The 19,416-nt window shown below is 54.7% G+C and carries 18 protein-coding genes; 12 read left to right on the top strand and 6 right to left on the bottom strand.

What is annotated here, in order from left to right; translation table 11 throughout:
- Positions 1–8: 8 nt before the first annotated feature.
- The 3 genes from chbR to chbG are packed head-to-tail and all read left to right on the top strand — an operon-like array spanning position 9 to position 3,029.
- Positions 9–848 carry a transcriptional regulator ChbR gene (gene chbR, locus IP581_RS18360; protein WP_086873638.1) on the top strand — a complete coding sequence of 280 codons (840 nt, stop codon included), beginning with the start codon at positions 9–11 and terminating at the stop codon, positions 846–848.
- A gap of 54 nt (positions 849–902) precedes the next feature.
- Complete coding sequence (locus IP581_RS18365) at positions 903–2,258, top strand: 6-phospho-beta-glucosidase (RefSeq protein WP_086873637.1); 1,356 nt, start codon at positions 903–905, stop codon at positions 2,256–2,258.
- 12 nt (positions 2,259–2,270) lie between these two features.
- Entirely contained in the window at positions 2,271–3,029 is a 759-nt protein-coding gene (gene chbG, locus IP581_RS18370) for a chitin disaccharide deacetylase (protein WP_193821079.1), read from the top strand.
- A gap of 42 nt (positions 3,030–3,071) precedes the next feature.
- On the opposite strand, the gene IP581_RS18375 is transcribed toward chbG, so the two are convergent.
- Positions 3,072–4,610, bottom strand: coding sequence for a carbohydrate porin (locus IP581_RS18375; protein ID WP_193821080.1), 1,539 nt, complete (start codon positions 4,608–4,610; stop codon positions 3,072–3,074).
- A 525-nt stretch (positions 4,611–5,135) separates the two neighbouring features.
- Positions 5,136–5,459 (bottom strand): hypothetical protein, encoded by a 324-nt coding sequence (locus IP581_RS18380; RefSeq protein WP_017459235.1) that lies wholly within the window; start codon positions 5,457–5,459, stop codon positions 5,136–5,138.
- A 211-nt stretch (positions 5,460–5,670) separates the two neighbouring features.
- Between IP581_RS18380 and IP581_RS18385 the strand changes: the two genes are divergently transcribed.
- From IP581_RS18385 to IP581_RS18405, 5 genes are all read left to right on the top strand, one after another.
- Positions 5,671–6,486 carry an SDR family NAD(P)-dependent oxidoreductase gene (locus IP581_RS18385; RefSeq protein ID WP_086873633.1) on the top strand — a complete coding sequence of 272 codons (816 nt, stop codon included), beginning with the start codon at positions 5,671–5,673 and terminating at the stop codon, positions 6,484–6,486.
- A gap of 29 nt (positions 6,487–6,515) precedes the next feature.
- Entirely contained in the window at positions 6,516–7,277 is a 762-nt protein-coding gene (locus IP581_RS18390) for an SDR family oxidoreductase (protein ID WP_086873632.1), read from the top strand.
- 39 nt (positions 7,278–7,316) lie between these two features.
- The gene (locus tag IP581_RS18395; protein ID WP_193821081.1) at positions 7,317–8,516 is read left to right on the top strand and encodes an MFS transporter; all 1,200 of its coding nucleotides are present in this window, start codon (positions 7,317–7,319) and stop codon (positions 8,514–8,516) included.
- 11 nt (positions 8,517–8,527) lie between these two features.
- On the top strand, positions 8,528–9,463 hold the full coding sequence (locus IP581_RS18400; RefSeq protein WP_086873865.1) for a GlxA family transcriptional regulator: 936 nt from the start codon (positions 8,528–8,530) through the stop codon (positions 9,461–9,463).
- 115 nt (positions 9,464–9,578) lie between these two features.
- Complete coding sequence (locus IP581_RS18405) at positions 9,579–9,869, top strand: putative quinol monooxygenase (RefSeq protein ID WP_086873630.1); 291 nt, start codon at positions 9,579–9,581, stop codon at positions 9,867–9,869.
- Positions 9,870–9,938: 69 nt separating this feature from the next.
- Here IP581_RS18405 and IP581_RS18410 read toward each other — a convergent pair whose 3' ends face one another.
- On the bottom strand, positions 9,939–10,871 hold the full coding sequence (locus tag IP581_RS18410; RefSeq protein ID WP_193821082.1) for an AraC family transcriptional regulator: 933 nt from the start codon (positions 10,869–10,871) through the stop codon (positions 9,939–9,941).
- 122 nt (positions 10,872–10,993) lie between these two features.
- Between IP581_RS18410 and IP581_RS18415 the strand changes: the two genes are divergently transcribed.
- Both IP581_RS18415 and mutS read left to right on the top strand, forming a co-directional pair.
- Entirely contained in the window at positions 10,994–11,533 is a 540-nt protein-coding gene (locus IP581_RS18415) for a carboxymuconolactone decarboxylase family protein (protein WP_086873628.1), read from the top strand.
- A 158-nt stretch (positions 11,534–11,691) separates the two neighbouring features.
- Entirely contained in the window at positions 11,692–14,253 is a 2,562-nt protein-coding gene (mutS, locus tag IP581_RS18420) for a DNA mismatch repair protein MutS (RefSeq protein ID WP_193821083.1), read from the top strand.
- A gap of 284 nt (positions 14,254–14,537) precedes the next feature.
- Here mutS and IP581_RS18425 read toward each other — a convergent pair whose 3' ends face one another.
- On the bottom strand, positions 14,538–15,425 hold the full coding sequence (locus IP581_RS18425; protein WP_193821084.1) for a LysR family transcriptional regulator: 888 nt from the start codon (positions 15,423–15,425) through the stop codon (positions 14,538–14,540).
- 107 nt (positions 15,426–15,532) lie between these two features.
- On the opposite strand from IP581_RS18425, the gene IP581_RS18430 reads away from it, so the two are divergent.
- The gene (locus IP581_RS18430; RefSeq protein WP_193821085.1) at positions 15,533–16,741 is read left to right on the top strand and encodes an MFS transporter; all 1,209 of its coding nucleotides are present in this window, start codon (positions 15,533–15,535) and stop codon (positions 16,739–16,741) included.
- Positions 16,738–17,103, top strand: coding sequence for a DUF4440 domain-containing protein (locus tag IP581_RS18435; protein WP_193821086.1), 366 nt, complete (start codon positions 16,738–16,740; stop codon positions 17,101–17,103). Before IP581_RS18430 ends, IP581_RS18435 begins: the two co-directional genes overlap by 4 nt.
- Before the next feature lie 67 nt (positions 17,104–17,170).
- On the opposite strand, the gene rpoS is transcribed toward IP581_RS18435, so the two are convergent.
- The gene (rpoS, locus tag IP581_RS18440; protein WP_086873623.1) at positions 17,171–18,163 is read right to left on the bottom strand and encodes an RNA polymerase sigma factor RpoS; all 993 of its coding nucleotides are present in this window, start codon (positions 18,161–18,163) and stop codon (positions 17,171–17,173) included.
- 125 nt (positions 18,164–18,288) lie between these two features.
- Entirely contained in the window at positions 18,289–19,362 is a 1,074-nt protein-coding gene (gene nlpD / locus IP581_RS18445) for a murein hydrolase activator NlpD (RefSeq protein ID WP_228007867.1), read from the bottom strand.
- Positions 19,363–19,416: the final 54 nt, after the last annotated feature.

The following is a 19,416-nucleotide window of genomic DNA, read 5'->3' on the forward strand; positions in this document are numbered from 1 at the left end:
AGTCAATAATGCAGCCTTCGATTAACACGCTGGGAATCAAAACCGTTCACGAACAGCAGTTGTTTAACGGTAAAAATTTCCATGTGTTTATCTACAACAAGACGGAGAGCGCCAGCGGGCTGCATCAGCACGACTACTACGAGTTCACGCTGGTATTAACCGGCCGCTATTACCAGGAGATTAACGGTAAGCGCGTGCTGCTTGAACGCGGCGATTTCGTTTTTATCCCGCTCGGTTCGCACCACCAAAGTTTTTATGAATTTGGCGCGACGCGTATTCTCAATGTGGGGATCAGCAAACGCTTTTTTGAACAGCATTATCTCGCCCTGCTGCCCTTTTGTTTTGTCGCCTCGCAGGCCTACCGCGCCAGCAGCGCGTTTCTGAGCTATGTGGAAACCGTTATCGCCTCACTCAATTTCCGCGAAACCGGGCTGGACGAGTTTATCGAAGCGGTGACTTTTTATGTCATTAACCGCCTGCGCCATTACCGCGAAGAGCAGGTAGTGGATGACACACCGCAGTGGTTAAAAACCACTATTGAGGCAATGCACGATAAAACGCAGTTTGGCGAAAACGCGATGGAAAATATGGTGCAGCTGGCGGCGAAATCGCAGGAGTATCTGACCCGCGCCACCCGCCGCTATTACCGTAAAACGCCGATGCAGATCATTAATGAAATTCGCATCGATTTCGCGAAAAAGCAGCTGGAAATGACCAACTATTCGGTCACCGATATTGCTTATGAGTCGGGTTACAGCAGCCCAAGCCTGTTTATTAAAACATTTAAGAAAATGACCTCATTCACCCCCAATAGCTACCGAAAAAGGTTAACGGAAATCAACCAGTAACGGCGAGCGGGCTGAACGTTTTACACCACCGTGTCTGACACGAAGGGAGAAATCATGAAGCAGAAATTAAAAGTCGTCACCATCGGCGGCGGTAGTAGCTACACCCCGGAGTTACTGGAAGGGTTTATTAAGCGCTACCACGAACTGCCGGTCACCGAATTATGGCTGGTCGATGTTGAGGACGGAAAAGAGAAGCTGGATATTATTTTCGATCTTTGCCAGCGCATGATTGATAAAGCCGGTATTCCGCTAAAACTTTTTAAAACGCTGGACCGCCGCGAAGCGCTGCACGAGGCGAACTTTGTCACCACGCAACTGCGCGTTGGCCAGTTGAAAGCCCGCGAACTGGATGAACGTATTCCGCTTAGCCACGGTTATCTGGGTCAGGAAACCAACGGCGCGGGCGGCTTGTTTAAAGGGTTGCGCACCATTCCGGTTATTTTCGACATCATCAAAGATGTGGAAGAGATCTGTCCGGATGCGTGGGTGATTAATTTCACCAACCCGGCGGGAATGGTGACAGAAGCGGTGTATCGCCATACCGGTTTTAAAAAGTTTATCGGCGTATGCAATATTCCTGTCGGCATGAAGATGTTTATTCATGACGTGTTGGGCTTAAGCAGCAGCGATGATGTTGCCATGGATCTGTTTGGCCTTAACCACATGGTGTTTATTAAAGATGTGCTGGTTAATGGTGAGTCGCGCTTTGCGGAACTGCTCGACGGTGTGGCCTCCGGCAGGCTGAAAGCCTCCTCGGTGAAGAACATTTTCGACCTGCCGTTTAGCGAAGGATTGATCCGCTCGCTTAATCTGCTGCCCTGCTCTTATCTGCTCTATTACGTTAAGCAAAAAGAGATGCTGGCAATTGAAATGGGCGAGTACTACAAAGGCGGCGCGCGGGCGCAGGTGGTACAGAAAGTCGAAAAACAGCTGTTTGAGCTGTACAAAGATCCTGAGCTGAAGGTGAAACCGAAAGAGCTTGAGCAGCGCGGCGGCGCGTACTATTCCGATGCGGCCTGCGAAGTGATTAACGCTATCTATAACGATAAGCAAACCGAGCACTATGTGAATATTCCGCATCATGGACATATCGATAATATCCCGGCGGACTGGGCGGTAGAGATGACCTGTACGCTGGGGCGCAACGGCGCGACACCGCACCCGCGAGTCACCCACTTTGATGAGAAAGTGTTGGGGCTTATCTACACCATTAAAGGCTTTGAAGTGGCAGCCAGCAAAGCGGCGCTCAGCGGCGAACTGAACGATGTCCTGCTGGCGCTAAGCCTGAGTCCGCTGATCCACTCCGATCGCGACGCGGAAATTCTGGCGCGTGAAATGCTCCTCGCTCACGAAAAGTGGCTGCCAAACTTTGCCACTACCCTTGCGCAACTGAAAGCGGAACATCACTAACCGGGGCAAGCTATGGAATGCTTACTGATTGTTAACGCGGATGATTTTGGCCTCAGCAAAGGGCAGAACTACGGCATTATCGACAGCTTTCGTCATGGTGTTGTCACCTCAACGACTGCGCTGGTCAACGGTGATGCCGTGGAACACGCCGCCGGGCTGTGCGAGCGAGAACCCTCGCTCGGTGTCGGCATGCACTTTGTACTGACGTTAGGTAAACCGCTGACGCCCATGCCAGGCCTTGCGCGTGACGGGCAACTGGGGAAATGGATCTGGCAGATGGCGCAGGAAGATACGCTGCCGCTGGAAGAGATAGCCGGTGAACTGGAAGCGCAGTATCAGCGGTTTATCGCCCTGTTTGGCCGGGAACCGACGCATCTGGATAGCCATCACCATGTGCATATGATCCCGCAGCTCCTGCCTGTCGTTGCAGCGTTCGCCACAGAGCGCGGCGTGGCGCTACGCATCGATCGTCCCGCGTTGCCGCCCGACTTCGCGCTACCCGATACCCTGCGCACACCCCAGGGTTTTAGCAGCGAGTTTTACGGCGACGCGATTTCCGAAGCGCTCTTTTTACAGGCACTGGATGCTTCGACTGCACGGGGAGAAACCTCGCTGGAGATCATGTGCCACCCGGCGTTTATCGATAATACCGTGCGCCAGAGCAGCTACTGTTACCCGCGCTTAACGGAACTGGACGTGCTGACTTCGCTGTCGTTGAAATATGCGATTGCCGAACGCGGCTACCGGCTGGGAAGCTTTCTGGATATTTAACACCGGCGTTGCGGCGCGCCTTTGCGCCGCAACCCTTAGCTATTACCACCACACTTCAGCCTGAACACCCACCGCTAACTGATCTTTTTTCTGGTCGCCAAACTGGAAATGGCTGATGCCGTTATCCTGCGCGCGCAGATACGTCGTATAAAAACGGATCTCCGGTCGCGAGGCCAGCAGACTGGTATCGACTTTCAGCGCGTGGTAGAGCGTGGTTTTATAACCCTGTTCATGGTAATTCACGCCCTGCTGTTTGTTGGTCTGCGTAAACCATCCCAGCTCAACCCCGGTCTGATTGTAGCTGTCCCAAATCCACGCCGGGCGCACCACCGCACGGAAGCTCTGATAATCCGTATGCGCGCCGGTATCGTAACTGTAAATATCGTGACCTGCCGAGTAGATCAGCGCATGCGCCATTACCACTTGTGAGAACGGGTACGCTTCGCCCTGCGAGATCAGACGAAACGCTTTGCCATAGCTGTGCTCGCCGTAGTAGTTGTCGCCATAACCATACGTTGGGCTGGGGCCAAATGGCTGAGCAAAGCCGCTGGCCAGCGAGTTATCCGCCGCCTGTACGGTAAACTCCTCAAAACCGCCCGCGCTAAGCGTCTGACGAACAACGACACCGGCCAGCCACGCGTCTTTAATGCTGTAGTAACTGCCATTATCCTCGCGGCTTTTATAGGTGTCGGATTTATTCGCCACCGAATAACGGCCAAGCAGAGCAAGCGTCGCGTTATCCCACAGGGGGATATTGTTGTAGCGCACATCGAGCGTATTGGTATTCACCTGCATCGCCTCGCTGGCGGCAGGATAGCTCACCGCATGGGCATTCAAATCCTGGCGCACCAGCGCGGCATTGATCTGCCCTACGCCGAGTTGCCAGTTTTCAATGCCCACGCCTGCGCCGCTCTCGGTGAGGTGGCTTTTCCAGTCCAGCATCTGGATTTCATATTTCGGTAAGTTGTGTTTACCAACCCAAAAATCGGCTTCCGGCGCAAAGGGAAGAAACCCTTTGGTGGTCAGGTAAATATCAGAAAATTGCAATCGGCTTTCAGCATCTTTATCAAACCAGGCGTCGCCATACTGCTCGCCCACATTGCCGTCGAACAGCACCACCGCATGGGCCGTTTTTCCGTTGTGATCATAGACGCGTTGGGTGAATTGCAGATCAAACCACGAGGAATATTCATTACCAAAACGCCCGACGGATCCCACGGCATATGGCTGTGGCGATCCATGGCTGGCAGCGCCCCAACCGGAACGAAGATAGCCGGAATAGCTAAAACCGATATCGTCTTTGACGAAATCGCTAATCTCTTTCAGCGTTGGCGCTGTTTTCCCCGCTACCGCATTGTTTGTGATTTGTTTATTAACGACAGTCGTTACAGGCTTATTGCTTTTATTTTCAGATTCGGTTTGTTGATACTTTTTTAATGCCGCTTTGGTCTGTGCAAGTTCGTTAGCATTTTCCTGTAACTGTTTTTCCAGCTGAGCCAGGCGCTGTTCAACCGTCAGGTTTTGCGACCAGGCATTACCGCAAACGGCCGAGATAAACAGTACAAGCAATGTTTTCTTCATTGAAAATTCCCTTTGTAAATAGAAAGCAAATAAGTTAGTGGCGTGCGTTACGTGAAGAAATCCGCTTCTTCATAAATAAAAACTATGAAGAAGCGGGAGAATGCTTAATAAGCAAAGTTCTAATTATTATCTCAATTATTCCCTGGAGATGACGCAGAGGCTCTACATCGACAACAATAGTCGTGCAGAGCGAATATTTGTGTCCATCAGGAATTGCCCTCTATTTGATCTATCTCGCAGAATTAATACGAAAACAGATCGATATTACATTGTTCTGTAATCTGTATTCCTAATAAAAAATAATATAATCCTAAATTTCAATTTCATTATTAACTCACCACTTTAAAGGCTCACCTAATAATATTGATAAATGCATTACGTAACGCGAAGGATTTAAAGTGTGTTTTATGAATTACCTGGAAAATATAACCAGAGTATTGGAATAAATAATAGTGATATCCGGAAAGTCGTCAGCACATCCATGCTAAAAAAATCCACGGGCCACCGTGGATTTTTCGCCAACGCTTAAATCCAGTCCTCTACCGCGCCATCGAGCGGACGCAGCGGCGGCGTAATCCGCTCAATCTCCTCTTCAATATCAAATTCCGTGAGATCCTCCGCCGTGGCTAACAAAAAAGTCTGGCCTTGCGGGGAGATCCACTCAGAGATGAAATATTGCTCCTTGCGTGACAGCTCAATTTTCTGCTGCCCTTCCCGGTCGAAAAATTGCCCGTAACGCTCATCATGCTTTGATAAGTTCAACCCCATGGCCGGGTAAACCCCGCGCCACACCTCGCCATGATGCTTGCCGCCCAGCACCAGGTACTCCTGCATAATCTTCTTGCTCATCCGCGCTCCTCACCATGCTGTTTCTTTTAAGCGTAGACAACTCTCCGCCCGTCCTTTGAAAAGCGCAGTCGCCAGGCCTCCTTGCTAAGAAAACACCACGACGACATGTGTTACCACATGTCCCAAATCACGCCTATAAACGTCATTTAAGACACTGAAGGTTTGCTTATGATTCTTCCATCGCATTCATTGCTGACCTAAGGAGTCTCGCATGACCATCGCTACACAACCTCACAAAGGCACGGCTGTTATCACCGGCGCATCAACCGGTATTGGCGCGATTTACGCCAACCGCCTGGCCAGAATGGGCTATGACCTGATTATCGTCGCCCGTAACCAAAACCGTCTGAACCAGATGGCCAGCCACATCACGGCAGATACCGCCCGCAATGTGGAAGCCGTCGCCGCCGATTTAAACGACGCCCAACAACTGCGGGCGCTGGAAGCGAAGCTGCGTGAGGATGCCAGCATCACGCTGCTGGTGAACAACGCCGGCGTCGGGACGCACACACCGCTGTTATCCAGCGATGTTGATCAAATGGAAGCGATGATTAACCTCAACGTCACTGCGCTGACTCGCCTCACATACGCCGTCGTTCCCGGTTTTGTGGCGCGCGGCGCGGGCGCCATTATCAATATCTCTTCGATTGTCGGCATCGCGCCGGAACTGCTGAATGGAGTCTATGGCGGAACAAAAGCCTTTGTGCTGGCGTTTAGCCAGTCGCTGCATCATGAACTGGCTGATAAAGGCATTCAGATCCAAGCGGTGTTACCGGGAGCAACGGCAACACCATTCTGGGACAACGGCGGCTTGCCGCTGGAACAGCTGGATAAATCCATTGTGATGAGTGCTTACGACCTGGTCGACGCCGCACTGGTTGGTTTCGCGCAAGGCGAACTCGTCACTATCCCTTCACTGCACAACGACGCGGACTGGCTGGCAATGGAACAGCGCCGACAGGCCATGCTGCCCAATCTCTCCAGTAACGTACCGGCTGAGCGCTACCGCCCGGCAACCACACACTGAACATCCATTTCAAACAGAGGGCTTTCTTTATGAAACTGACAGGCAATACGATTTTTATTACCGGCGGCACGTCAGGCATTGGCCGCGCGATGGCGGAAAAATTTCATCAGTTGGGCAATAAAGTGATCATCTCCGGGCGGCGAAAAGCGCTGCTGGATAGCGTCACAGAAGCCAACCCAGGCATGGATTCCGTGGTGCTGGACGTCACACAGGCCGCGAGCATCAAAGCGGCAGCGCAGGAGGTGCTGTCGCGCTACCCGGCGCTCAACGTGGTTATCAACAATGCGGGCATTATGCCGTTCGACAACCCCGCCGGTGAGCTTGATGACGCAATGGCCACCACGCTGTTAGATACCAATTTATTAGGCCCGGTGCGGGTAAGCGCGGCGTTTGTTGAGCACCTGAAGCAGCAGCCGGACGCGGTGCTTATCAATAACAGTTCGATTCTGGCGTTTTTACCTCTCGTCAGTAACGCGCTCTATTCGGCGACCAAAGCCGCTATCCACTCTTACACCCTGTCCCAGCGCTTTTTGCTGAAGGATTTTGGCGTCAAGGTTATCGAAATTTCGCCGCCGTGGGTGGATACCGACCTGATCTATAAAAGTGGCGACAGCCGTGCGATGCCGTTGCAGGACTTTATCCAGCAGACCTTCGACAAGCTGGGCACCGACACCATTGAAGCCATTGTCGACAGCGTACTGCCCGCGCGCGCCAACGCGGGCGCAAACGAACATGAGATGATCAACGCCTTTAACCAGGCGATGGTCGACAACCCGATCCCTGTGGCGTGATCGAACTGCGGGGCGTCGGCCCCGCTGCGGGAGTGAATGATGAAAAATCGGTTATCTCTGGCGCAACGACGCGCGCTGTGGGCGCTGAGCCTGGCCTATTTTATTCAGGCAACGGGGGCGCTATCGGTAGCGGGCAGCCTGACCGCCATCTCCCATGAATGGGGGTTGAGCGATGGTCAAAGCGCGCGTTTGCTCGCGATTTTCGGCCTGACCTTTGCCATCAGCGCACCGCTGGCGCAGGTGTTTTTGGGGCAGATGATGCGCAAATACCAGGTGCTGGCCGGGATGCTGGTGTTCGGCCTCGGGGCGTTTATTTTCGCCATCGCGCCCGGTTACACCGCGCTGGTTATCTCCCGAGTGGTGATGGGGCTTGGTGCATCGCTGATTGGCCCGGTGCTGGTGGCGCTCGGCGCGGAGCTTGTCACACAACATGAACGCGGCAGCGCCATTGCCACGATCCTGCTCGGCGTCTCCATGGCGAGCATGGTTGGCATTCCGCTGGCGGCGTGGATCGCGAATAGTTGGGGTGCAAGACCGTTGTTTGCGCTTGTCGCGCTGGTGAGTGTGCTGACCGCGCTGGCCGTCTGGTTCTCGGTGCCGAACATCGTTAAAGGGGTGGACATCCGTTTACGCCAGGTAGGACAGGTTTTAATGGATGGCAAATCGCTGGCGGCGTTTTTGGTGGTCTTTTTCATTACCTCCGGCGTGTATGACATGTATGCCTTTATATCGCCAATAATCCGCGATCGCTGGCAAGGCGATACCACCAGCGTTTCGGTGGCGCTGACGGTGATTGGTGTTGCCGGGATTTTGGGTAACTTGTTTGTTGGCCGCGCCGCACGCCGTTATAGCGCCGAACGGCTGCTGGTCGCTGGCATTACCCTGCTGGTGCTGGATATGCTGCTGCTGATGATCCTGCCCGGTACGCTGGCGCTGCTCTATTTGTTACTGGTGCTGTGGGCGTTTTCCACCGATCTTCTGTGGCCAACCCAGCAACGGCGGATCGTGGAGATCGCGTCTGAGACGACACGCGGTATCTCGCTCGCCCTGACCAGCGCGTTTATGTTTTGCGGCATTGGTTTTGGTTCGGCGGTCGCGTCATGGCTCTATCCGCTGTTCGGCTTTTATGGTGTGATGCTAAGCGCAGTCCTGTTTTTACTATTGGCGCTTAGCAGTTTGTGGATCTCTGAACGATTACGCGTCCGGAGCCGGGATTTGCAGGCCGCCAGCGCATGTTAAAGGGTGTCGCGATGCACAAAATTGGATTACTGATTTCCGACCATTTTCAGATGCTGGCGTTGTCCACATTGACGGTGTTTGAGTTCGCCAACCTTGTGGCTGGTGAGACGCTTTATCAGCCAACGGTCTACTCAGAATTTGGCGGCACCGTTTATTCCTCATCCGGCATTGGCGTCGAGTCCCGGCCGCTGGAAAGCGTCACGCAAATCGACACCTGGCTGGTGGCAGGTGTGCTGTCGCCCGTGGATGAACCGGCCAGTGCCGGCATCGTTCACTTTCTGCAAACCACGGCGTTACAGGCGCGCCGCATCGCGGGGATCTGCACCGGTGCCTTTGTGCTGGCACAAGCGGGTTTGCTGGAGAAAAAGCGCGCCACGACGCACTGGGCACACGCCCGCAGCCTGCTGCTGCAACATCCGGACGTTCAGCTTGAAGACGATCGTATTTTTATCATTGATGATCGCATCTGGACATCCGCCGGGATGACAGCCGGGCTGGATATGGCGCTCGGCATGGTGGAAAAAGATCTGGGTGCCGAGGCAGCCCGTGTTGTCGCCCACCGGCTGGTGATGAATCAACGCCGCTCCGGCGGGCAGACGCAACACTCGGAAATGCTGGCGCTGGCACCGCGCTCAGATCGGCTGCAAAGTGCGCTGGAATACGCCCGCAATAATCTGAAAAAAGCGCTGACGGTAGAGCTGCTGGCCGATGCGGTGCATGTGAGCGCCCGCCAGCTCAGCCGCCTGTTTCGCCAGGAGACGGGTAAGTCGCCAGCGAAAGCGATTGAAGGATTACGGCTGGAAGCGGCGCGGCTCATGATTGAGCAAAGCCGGCTTTCGCTGGACACGATTGCCCGTGAAGCCGGTTTTCGCGATCGTCGCCATATGCGGGAAGTGTTCGTGCGTGGTTACGGTATTCCGCCACAGTCGCTACGCACCGGCCGTTAAGGTTGCATACCGATTTTCATTCCTGCGGTGAAAGAGCTAATGGCAAAAACGGGTTTTTTGTGCTGGCAGGCGGCGTAGACTGACCTGAACTTTCTCATGAAATCAGGAGCATAAAATGAACGATACCGTAACAGTTGTTGCGACCATCACCGCCCATGCCGGTAGCCGTGAAAAAGTGGCCGGGGCGCTTAAAACCGTTGAACGCGATGTGCAGGGCGAGCCAGGTTGTCTCTCTTATCAGCTACATGTCAACCGTGAAAACGACCACCAGTTCGTGATGATTGAGCGCTGGGCATCGGCAAAAATGCTGGAGCAACACAGCCAGGCCGCGCCATTCAAAGCGTTAGTCAGCGCCATTGACGGGCTCGCCGACCTTAACGTCATGACACTGAGCAGTGGTGCTTAATCGTAGAAGGTTTTCCGCTAGCAAAACGGGCTGGTGCCAGTTACCAGCCCGTTTTTGCATTCACCATCGCTATGGCTGAGGCGTTTGCAGATGGGTTCGGCGTTTGCGGTATTGCGCGGGGCTCACACCATACAGCCGTTTAAACCCTTTCGAAAACGAGGACAGCGAAAGGAACCCGCATCGTTCGGCAACAGCGTCGATAGTTAAACCCGCTTGCGTAATGAGTAACTGCGAGGCCATCGCCATGCGCAGTTGGGAAAGCCACGCCTGCGGCGTAAGTGGATAGCTGCGGGCAAAATAGCGGGCAAAGGTCGCCCGGGACAAAAAGCAGCGTTCGGCCAGCGTTTCCAGCGTCCACGGGTGCGCAGGATCGGCGATAACGGCCAGCAACGCGGGAGCAAGCCGTTTATTGCTCATCAGCCTGAGCAGGCCAGCGGGCGGCTCATGTAATGAGAGCAGCAGGCGCAAGATCAGCGCCAGCAGCGTATCGGCCAGCCCTTTGGCAATCGTCGCATTCCCCGGCAGCGAACCGAGGCTTTCCCGCACCAGCATCATCAGCAACATTTCCAGTTCAGGACAGGCTTGCCAGTGGTTGGTTTGCAGATGAATAAGATGGTTTTCATGGGCGAACAACCAGCCGCTGTGCGGGCCAAAATCAAATTCACCGCACAGCACTTCCACCGCCGCGCCTTTTGCCGGGCTGCGGACTTCTGTCAGGATACCGTTATCATGCTTTAACGCCGGAACCATCTGCCCCCACTCGACCAGGCTCTGGAGCAGATGCGGCGTTCCGTGAGGCAACAGGAGCACATCGCCTGCGCACACATCCACATGTCGACCTTCTACCACCAGCCTCGCTTCGCCGTGCAAAACCACATGCCAGGGCACCACGCCAGGCGCAAGTTGTTGATGGTCGGCTTCCCACCGCCCGGCAAAGCGGCAATGGAGGTTCACAGCGCATGTTGGCGCCAGCATCGCAAGCAGTTGGCTGAGGCTATCCACATTTCCCTCTGAGACGATAAGACAAAAAATAGAGACGATGTATAACCGTTACCCGAACGCTTTCTCCCTACTATGAGTACATCGCCGATACGGCGGACCCCATACACTGACAGGAGATAATCATGAGCCGTTTAACATCCATTCAACCCGAAAACGCCACCGATAAAACCGCCGATCTTTTCGGTGCCATTAAGAAAGCAATGGGTAAAGTACCTAATGCCTACCAGACCATTGGCATTGCCCCGGAGATGCTTGCTCAGGCGTTACAACATAATGCCGCACTGGCAAAAAGTTCGCTGAATAAAAAAGAGCTGGAAGCGATCAACTTACTGGTCAGTGAAATTTCCGGCTGTGACTACTGCCTGGCCGCGCATACGTTAACGGGCAAAATGGCGGGTTATAGCGTGGAGCAAACGCAACAACTGCGCCGGGGTGAATTCCCTGAAGATGCGCACATTGACGCGCTGCTGAAATTCGTAAAAACCGTGGTCACCACGCACGGGACGCTGCCGGCAGAAAAAGTTGAATCACTGCGCGACGCTGGTTTCGCGGATCGCCAGATTGTCGAGATAATCAGCGCCATCAGCGCCATTCTGTTTACCAATATGATTAACCGCGTCAATGACACGGTTGTGGATTTCCCGAAAGCCGCCGCACTGTAACGCTTCGCCTGGCTTCCCGCAGGGTGGCAAGCCAGGTTTTTCCTTCCTGTTTCCCCGCTCCTCAGACTTCGTTATCATGCTGCCCTGGCAGAGTGATCGCTAACCAGAACAACAAAAGATCCACTCATACATTTCACGATAATGGACATCACTGACCGATGAGTACTATCGACAATTTCGACGCACATACGCCAATGATGCAGCAGTATCTGAAGCTGAAAGCGCAGCATCCGGATATTCTGCTGTTCTACCGTATGGGCGACTTCTACGAGCTGTTTTACGACGACGCCAAACGCGCTTCGCAGCTGATGGACATTTCGCTGACCAAACGCGGCGCGTCTGCCGGTGAGCCGATTCCGATGGCGGGTGTACCGCATCATGCGGTGGAAAACTATCTGGCGAAGCTGGTGAGCCTTGGTGAATCGGTGGCGATTTGCGAGCAGATTGGCGATCCGGCCACCAGTAAAGGGCCGGTGGAACGTAAAGTGGTGCGCATTGTCACGCCAGGCACTATCAGCGATGAAGCGCTGTTGCAGGAGCGCCAGGACAACCTGCTCGCCGCCGTCTGGCAGGACAGCAAAGGGTTTGGCTACGCAACGCTGGATATCAGTTCCGGACGTTTTCGCGTTAGCGAACCGGCGGATCGCGACACCATGGCGGCTGAGCTGCAACGCACCAATCCGGCGGAATTGCTCTATGCGGAAGATTTCGCGGAAACCGCGCTGATTGAAGGCCGTCGCGGTTTGCGCCGCCGCCCGCTGTGGGAGTTTGAAATTGACACCGCGCGCCAACAATTAAATATGCAGTTCGGCACGCGCGACCTGGTCGGTTTTGGCGTAGAGAACGCGCCGCGCGGCCTGTGCGCCGCCGGTTGCCTGCTGCAATATGTAAAAGACACGCAGCGCACCGCCCTGCCGCATATTCGCTCCATCACCATGGAGCGCCAGCAGGACACCATCATTATGGATGCCGCGACGCGCCGGAATCTGGAGATCACCCAGAACCTGGCGGGCGGCGTCGAAAACACGCTGGCATCGGTGCTCGACTGCACCGTCACGCCAATGGGCAGCCGTATGCTCAAACGCTGGCTGCATATGCCGGTGCGCGATACAAAAGTGCTGACCGAGCGTCAGCAAACCATCAGCGCGTTGCAGGAACATACCAGCGAGCTGCAACCGGTGCTGCGCCAGGTGGGCGATCTGGAGCGTATTCTGGCACGTATGGCGCTGCGCACCGCCCGTCCGCGCGATCTGGCGCGCATGCGTTACGCTTTTCAGCAATTACCGGAACTGCGCAGCCAACTGGCGGATATCGACAGCGCACCGGTACAGGCGCTGCGCGAAAAAATGGGTGAATTTGGCGAATTACGCGAACTACTGGAGCGCGCCATCATTGAAGCACCACCGGTGCTGGTGCGCGACGGCGGCGTGATTGCGCCGGGGTATAACGCCGAGCTGGATGAGTGGCGTGGGCTGGCGGATGGCGCGACCGATTATCTCGACCGCCTCGAGATCCGCGAACGTGAGCGGCTGGGGCTGGATACGCTGAAAGTGGGCTATAACGCGGTACACGGCTATTTCATTCAGATCAGCCGTGGGCAAAGCCATCTGGCACCAATTCACTATGTGCGCCGCCAGACACTGAAAAACGCTGAGCGTTACATTATTCCGGAACTGAAAGAGTACGAAGACAAAGTTCTGACCTCCAAAGGTAAAGCGCTGGCGCTGGAAAAACAGCTTTATGAGGAACTGTTTGATCTGCTGATGCCGCATCTGGCGGATTTGCAGCAGAGCGCCGCCGCGCTGGCGGAGCTGGATGTGCTGGTCAACCTGGCGGAACGTGCTTATACCCTGAATTATTGCTGCCCGACCTTTAGCGAAAAACCGGGCATCCGCATTAGCGAAGGCCGCCATCCGGTGGTGGAGCAAGTGCTGAAAGAGCCGTTTATCGCCAACCCGCTGAACCTGTCACCGCAGCGCCGGATGTTAATCATCACCGGCCCGAATATGGGCGGTAAAAGTACCTATATGCGCCAGACCGCGCTGATTGCTCTGCTGGCCTATATCGGCAGCTATGTTCCGGCGCAAAAAGTGGAGATCGGGCCTATCGATCGCATCTTTACCCGCGTCGGCGCGGCGGACGATCTGGCCAGCGGGCGCTCCACGTTTATGGTGGAGATGACCGAAACCGCCAATATTCTGCATAACGCCACGGAAAACAGCCTGGTGCTGATGGACGAAATCGGTCGCGGCACATCAACGTATGATGGCCTGTCGCTGGCGTGGGCGTGCGCGGAAAATCTGGCGAATAAGATCAAAGCGCTGACGCTGTTTGCCACCCACTATTTCGAGCTGACGCAACTGCCGGAAAAAATGGAAGGCGTGGCGAATGTGCATCTCGATGCGCTGGAGCATGGCGATACCATCGCCTTTATGCACAGCGTGCAGGATGGCGCGGCCAGTAAGAGCTACGGCCTGGCGGTCGCGGCGCTGGCGGGTGTCCCCAAAGAGGTGATCAAGCGCGCGCGCGGTAAATTGCGCGAACTGGAAAGCCTGTCGCCGAGTGCTGCAGCCACACAGATCGACGGCACACAAATGTCGCTGCTGGCGGCACCAGAAGAGACAAACCCGGCGGTTGAAGCGCTGGAAAACCTCGATCCGGATAGCCTCACGCCGCGCCAGGCGCTGGAGTGGATCTACCGTCTGAAAAACCTGCTGTAACCCCTCTTCCCTCTCCCTGAACGGGAGAGGGATTTTCATTGATGCGCCAGCCACGGAAATATCTACGACACTTACGGTGCAGAACCAAAACCTTGCGACACCATATAAAACGCGCGTCCGGAACAGCGCAGCGGTTCGTGATGACCAGCCAGAACCGCTGTTCTGGCACTTTTTACCGGGACGGGCTGATGCTCAAGCCATACATGTACTGAGGATGTTTCCCCTTTAGTGACGATGCCGGGCAGTTTTCAAACCGTTTTAAGTGTGCAGCGATGGCTTAAGCGCTACGCCAGACGAGCACGCAAAAAATCCACAAACGCGCGGACTTTGGCCGGCTGATGCTGCGCATCCGCATAGACGGCATAAACCCCCTGCTGCGCGAAGCGGTATTGGGGTAACAGATGAACAAGCCGGTGGCTGTCCAGCGCCGTTTGCACCAGCCACAGCGGTAACAACGCCACACCGCAACTAGCCAGCGCGAATGCCATTAACGCTTGCGCACTATCAGCGGATAATCGTGCAGGCGCGGTGATTTCCAGCGTTTCACTGCGCCCACTGGCATCGGTAACCTGCCAGCGCAGCGGTGCGCTTAAGCGCTCGTGAATAATCCACTCCGCCTGCGCCAGCGCTTGCAGCGAGGTCACCGGATGGGCGCTCAACCATTCGGGCGTTGCCACTGGCACAATCAGGAAGCGTGAAATCAATGCTGCGTGATAGCGCGAATCCGCCAGCGATCCTAAGCGGATCGCCACATCAAAACGCTCTGAAATCAAATCATTATGCTGCGACGATGCGACATGGCGGATGCGTAAACCGGGGTGATCTTTACCAAACGCCGCCAGCGCCGGCACCACAACCAGTGCGCCATACTCCGGTGTGCTGGTGATCCGCAGCTCACCGCATAAACCTACATGGCTCGCCCGGACCTCATCTTGCAACGTCTCTGCGGCATGAAGCAGCTCAACACCACGCTGATAAAACACACGTCCCGCATCGGTTAGCGTTAACCGCCGCGTTGAGCGCAGCAATAACGTGACGCCGAGTTCGTTTTCCAGTTGGCGGATATTAAAGCTGACCACCGCTTTGGTTTGCCCAAGTGCAACGGCAGCCGCGGTGAAACTGCCGGTATCGACCACGGCAACAAAGATAGCCATACGCGATAAATTGAGCATCGGGGTTCCATCATTGTAAAAATAATTTTGACAGTATATCGCCCGCTACGCTGTTTATCCCGCCCCATCGCCCCGCTACATTACGCCTCCACACAGGAGGGCAGAAAATGGTGTATCGCAACAAGGTCGCGGTGGTTTATCTGCTGGGCTTTTTTCTCGATCTAATCAATATGTTTATTGCCAGCGTGGCGTTTCCGGCGATGGCGGTGAGCTTGCAGGCTTCCGTTGCCACGCTGGCATGGGTCAGCAACGGCTATATCGCCGGTTTAACGCTGGCGATCCCGTTTAGTGCAAGGCTCACCAGACGTTTTGGTGCACGACGGATCTTTATCTTTTCGCTGATGGTATTCAGCGCCGCGGCAATGGCGGCAGGCTGTGCCAGCTCCGCTGGCGGTCTGATTTTCTGCCGCGTACTGCAAGGCATGGGCGGCGGGCTACTGATCCCGGTGGGCCAGGCGTTAACCTGGCAGCAATATAAACCCCATGAACGTGCCAGAGTCTCATCCGCCGTGATGCTGGTCGCGCTGCTGGCCCCCGCCTGCTCACCCGCGATCGGCGGCGTGCTGGTAGCGTCTTTTAGCTGGCGCTGGATTTTCTTCGCCACGCTGCCTGTTGCGCTGATAACGCTGCTACTCGCGATCCTCTGGCTAAAAGACGAGCCTGTGGCAAGCGGATCGTCGCGCCTGCTGCATTTGCCCTTGCTACGTAACTCGCTGTTGCGCTTCGCCATGCTGATTTATCTCTGCGTGCCGGGGATGTTCATCGGTGTGAGTGTGGTGGGCATGTTTTATTTGCAGCGCATCGCCGGGATGTCGCCGGCAATGACCGGCGCGTTGATGATCCCGTGGTCGCTGGCTTCTTTTGCCGCGATCTGTTTTAGCGGTCGCTATTTCAACCATCTTGGCCCCCGACCATTCATCATCACTGGCTGTTTATTACAGGCTGTCGGGATATTGCTGTTAACGGGCGTTTCGCCAGAGACGCCTGCCAGCATCGTTATCGTGGCATTTACGTTGATGGGCGCGGGTGGAAGTTTGTGCAGCAGCACCGCGCAAAGCAGCGCCTTTTTGACGATTACCCATCATGAGATGCCCGATGCCAGCGCGTTGTGGAATCTTAACCGGCAACTGAGCTTCTTCCTCGGGACAACGTTGCTGGCGTTCGTATTGAGCGCGTTACAGCAGCTGTTTCCCCCCATACTGGCCTGGCGCGGAACGTTTATTACCGCTGCCGCCTTTTCCTTGTTATCGCTGGTGGCCGCCCTGCGGCTGAATAACCAACAAACACTGCACTATCTGCATCAGGAGAAACCATGAAGCCCTATGTCACAGAAATTATTGACGCACATGTCGCCATCGAAAACTGGCTCAGCCGGGGTGAAGGCGAACTGGAAGCATTGATGGCGCGCTTTGCGAAAAACTTTTCCATGGTAACGCTTTCCGGCGCATCTCTGGACTACTCAGCCCTTGCCGGTTTTTTCCAGGCGCAACGCGGCAGTCGCGCGGGGTTGAAGATTGTTGTCGATAACATTGAATCGCTGGCGGAGTGGGACGGTGGCGCGGTAATAGGCTACCGGGAAACGCAGGGTGAGCATGTACGCTGGTCAACGGTGGTGTTTCAATTTCAGCAAGGGCGCGTGTTGTGGCGTCATTTGCATGAAACGGCACAGGCAGCGTAACGGTAAATTGCAGGCAAAGAAAAAGGCCGCGTCATCTGCGAGCGGCCTTTTTGTCGTGAAATGATGCTTATTCGCGGAACAGCGCTTCGATATTCAGCCCTTGCGTTTGCAGGATTTCACGCAGACGACGCAGACCTTCAACCTGAATCTGGCGAACACGTTCACGAGTGAGACCAATTTCGCGGCCCACATCTTCCAGTGTCGCAGCTTCATAACCCAGCAGACCGAAACGACGCGCCAGCACTTCACGCTGTTTGGCGTTCAGTTCGAACAGCCATTTAACGATGCTTTGTTTCATATCATCGTCTTGCGTGGTGTCTTCCGGGCCGTTGTCTTTCTCATCGGCCAGGATATCCAGCAGCGCTTTTTCAGAATCACCGCCCAGCGGTGTATCAACTGAGGTAATGCGCTCGTTGAGACGCAGCATGCGGCTGACATCATCAACAGGTCTATCCAGCTGTTCGGCAATCTCTTCCGCGCTCGGCTCGTGGTCCAGTTTATGGGACAACTCGCGCGCAGTACGCAGATAGACGTTCAGCTCTTTAACAATGTGGATTGGCAGACGAATAGTACGGGTTTGGTTCATGATTGCCCGTTCAATGGTCTGACGGATCCACCAGGTGGCATACGTTGAGAAACGGAACCCGCGTTCCGGGTCAAATTTCTCAACGGCGCGGATCAGCCCCAGATTACCCTCTTCAATCAGATCCAACAGCGCCAGACCACGATTGCTATAACGACGGGCAATTTTCACCACCAGACGCAGGTTACTTTCGATCATGCGGCGGCGAGAGGCTACGTCACCACGTAACGCACGGCGTGCGAAATAGACTTCTTCTTCGGCCGTTAAGAGCGGGGAGTACCCAATTTCCCCAAGGTACAGCTGAGTAGCGTCTAAAACACGCTGGGTAGCGCCCTGCGACAACAGCTCCTCTTCAGCCAGGTCGTTATCACTGGGTTCCTCTTCTACTAAGGCTTTCTCATCAAAAGCCTCTACTCCGTTCTCATCAAATTCCGCGTCTTCATTTAAATCATGAACTTTCAGCGTATTCTGACTCATAAGGTGGCTCCTACCCGTGATCCCTGGGCAAAGCACCTGAAGACTACTCATTTCGCCGGCTACAGCGGCATCTGCGCACGCTGCAACGACTCAAATGGGGAGTACTTCATCCACTTTGCACCGATTTATCGCTGCGGCAAATAACGCAGCGGGTTTACGGATTTCCCCTTGTAACGAATTTCAAAATGCAAGCGTGTAGAACTGGTTCCGGTGCTACCCATGGTAGCGATTTTCTGCCCCGCCTTAACTTCTTGTTGTTCCCGGACCAGCATTGTGTCGTTATGGGCGTAGGCACTCAGGTAATCATCGTTGTGTTTTATGATGATCAAATTACCGTAACCGCGCAGTGCGTTACCGGCATATACAACGCGCCCATCTGCGGTCGCGACGATAGCCTGTCCTTTACTGCCCGCAATATCGACACCTTTATTGCCACCTTCGGTCGCAGAGAAGTTGTCGATAACGTTGCCCTCAGTCGGCCAGCGCCATGAAGCAATCGGCGCGCTGGTTGATGTACTGCTGGCAGTCGGTTCGGTTGAGCTTACAGAAGGAGCCGTAACAGGCGCTGTGACGATAGTCGCAGGCTTATTATTCGGCAACATTTTGTTAGCACTTTGTTCACCTGAATCTTCAGAATACGTAATTGTCGGTTTCGAAGCAACCACTACGGTTGAATTTTGTGCAGGTTTTGAGACGATTCCTTGCGCAGAAGCATCAGCCTGAGTTATGGCGTTACCACCGGTAATTGGCGTACCGGATGCGTTGCCAACCTGTAAGGTTTGTCCGACTTCAAGACTATACGGCGCGGCAACGTGATTACGCTGCGCGAGGTCACGGAAATCGTTCCCGGTGATCCACGCGATATAAAACAGCGTATCGCCACGCTTAACGGTGTAGGTGCTGCCGCCGGTGTAGCTACCTTTAGGAATATTGCCATACTGGCGGTTATAGACGATATGGCCATTCACCGTCTGAACGGGCTGCTGTGCGACAGGCTGGATCTGCGTCGGCTGAACGGCAGGACGCTGTACCGGCTGAATTTGCGGTTGCTGCGCGGACGTGCCAAGTTTTGGCGGCGGCGTGATTAACATACCGGAACTGGAATTATTACTGCTGGCGCTCTTCATACCGCCAACGGAACTGACCGGGGCAGGAGCATTAGTGGAATTTGAACACCCTGCCAGCCAAAGTGAAACCAGCGATAATGCCGCAACACGGCTTACGGTTAATTTTGGGCTTCCCGCGCTCATTTA

Source organism: Kosakonia pseudosacchari (assembly GCF_015167415.1).
GTDB classification, from domain to species: Bacteria; Pseudomonadota; Gammaproteobacteria; order Enterobacterales; family Enterobacteriaceae; genus Kosakonia; species Kosakonia pseudosacchari.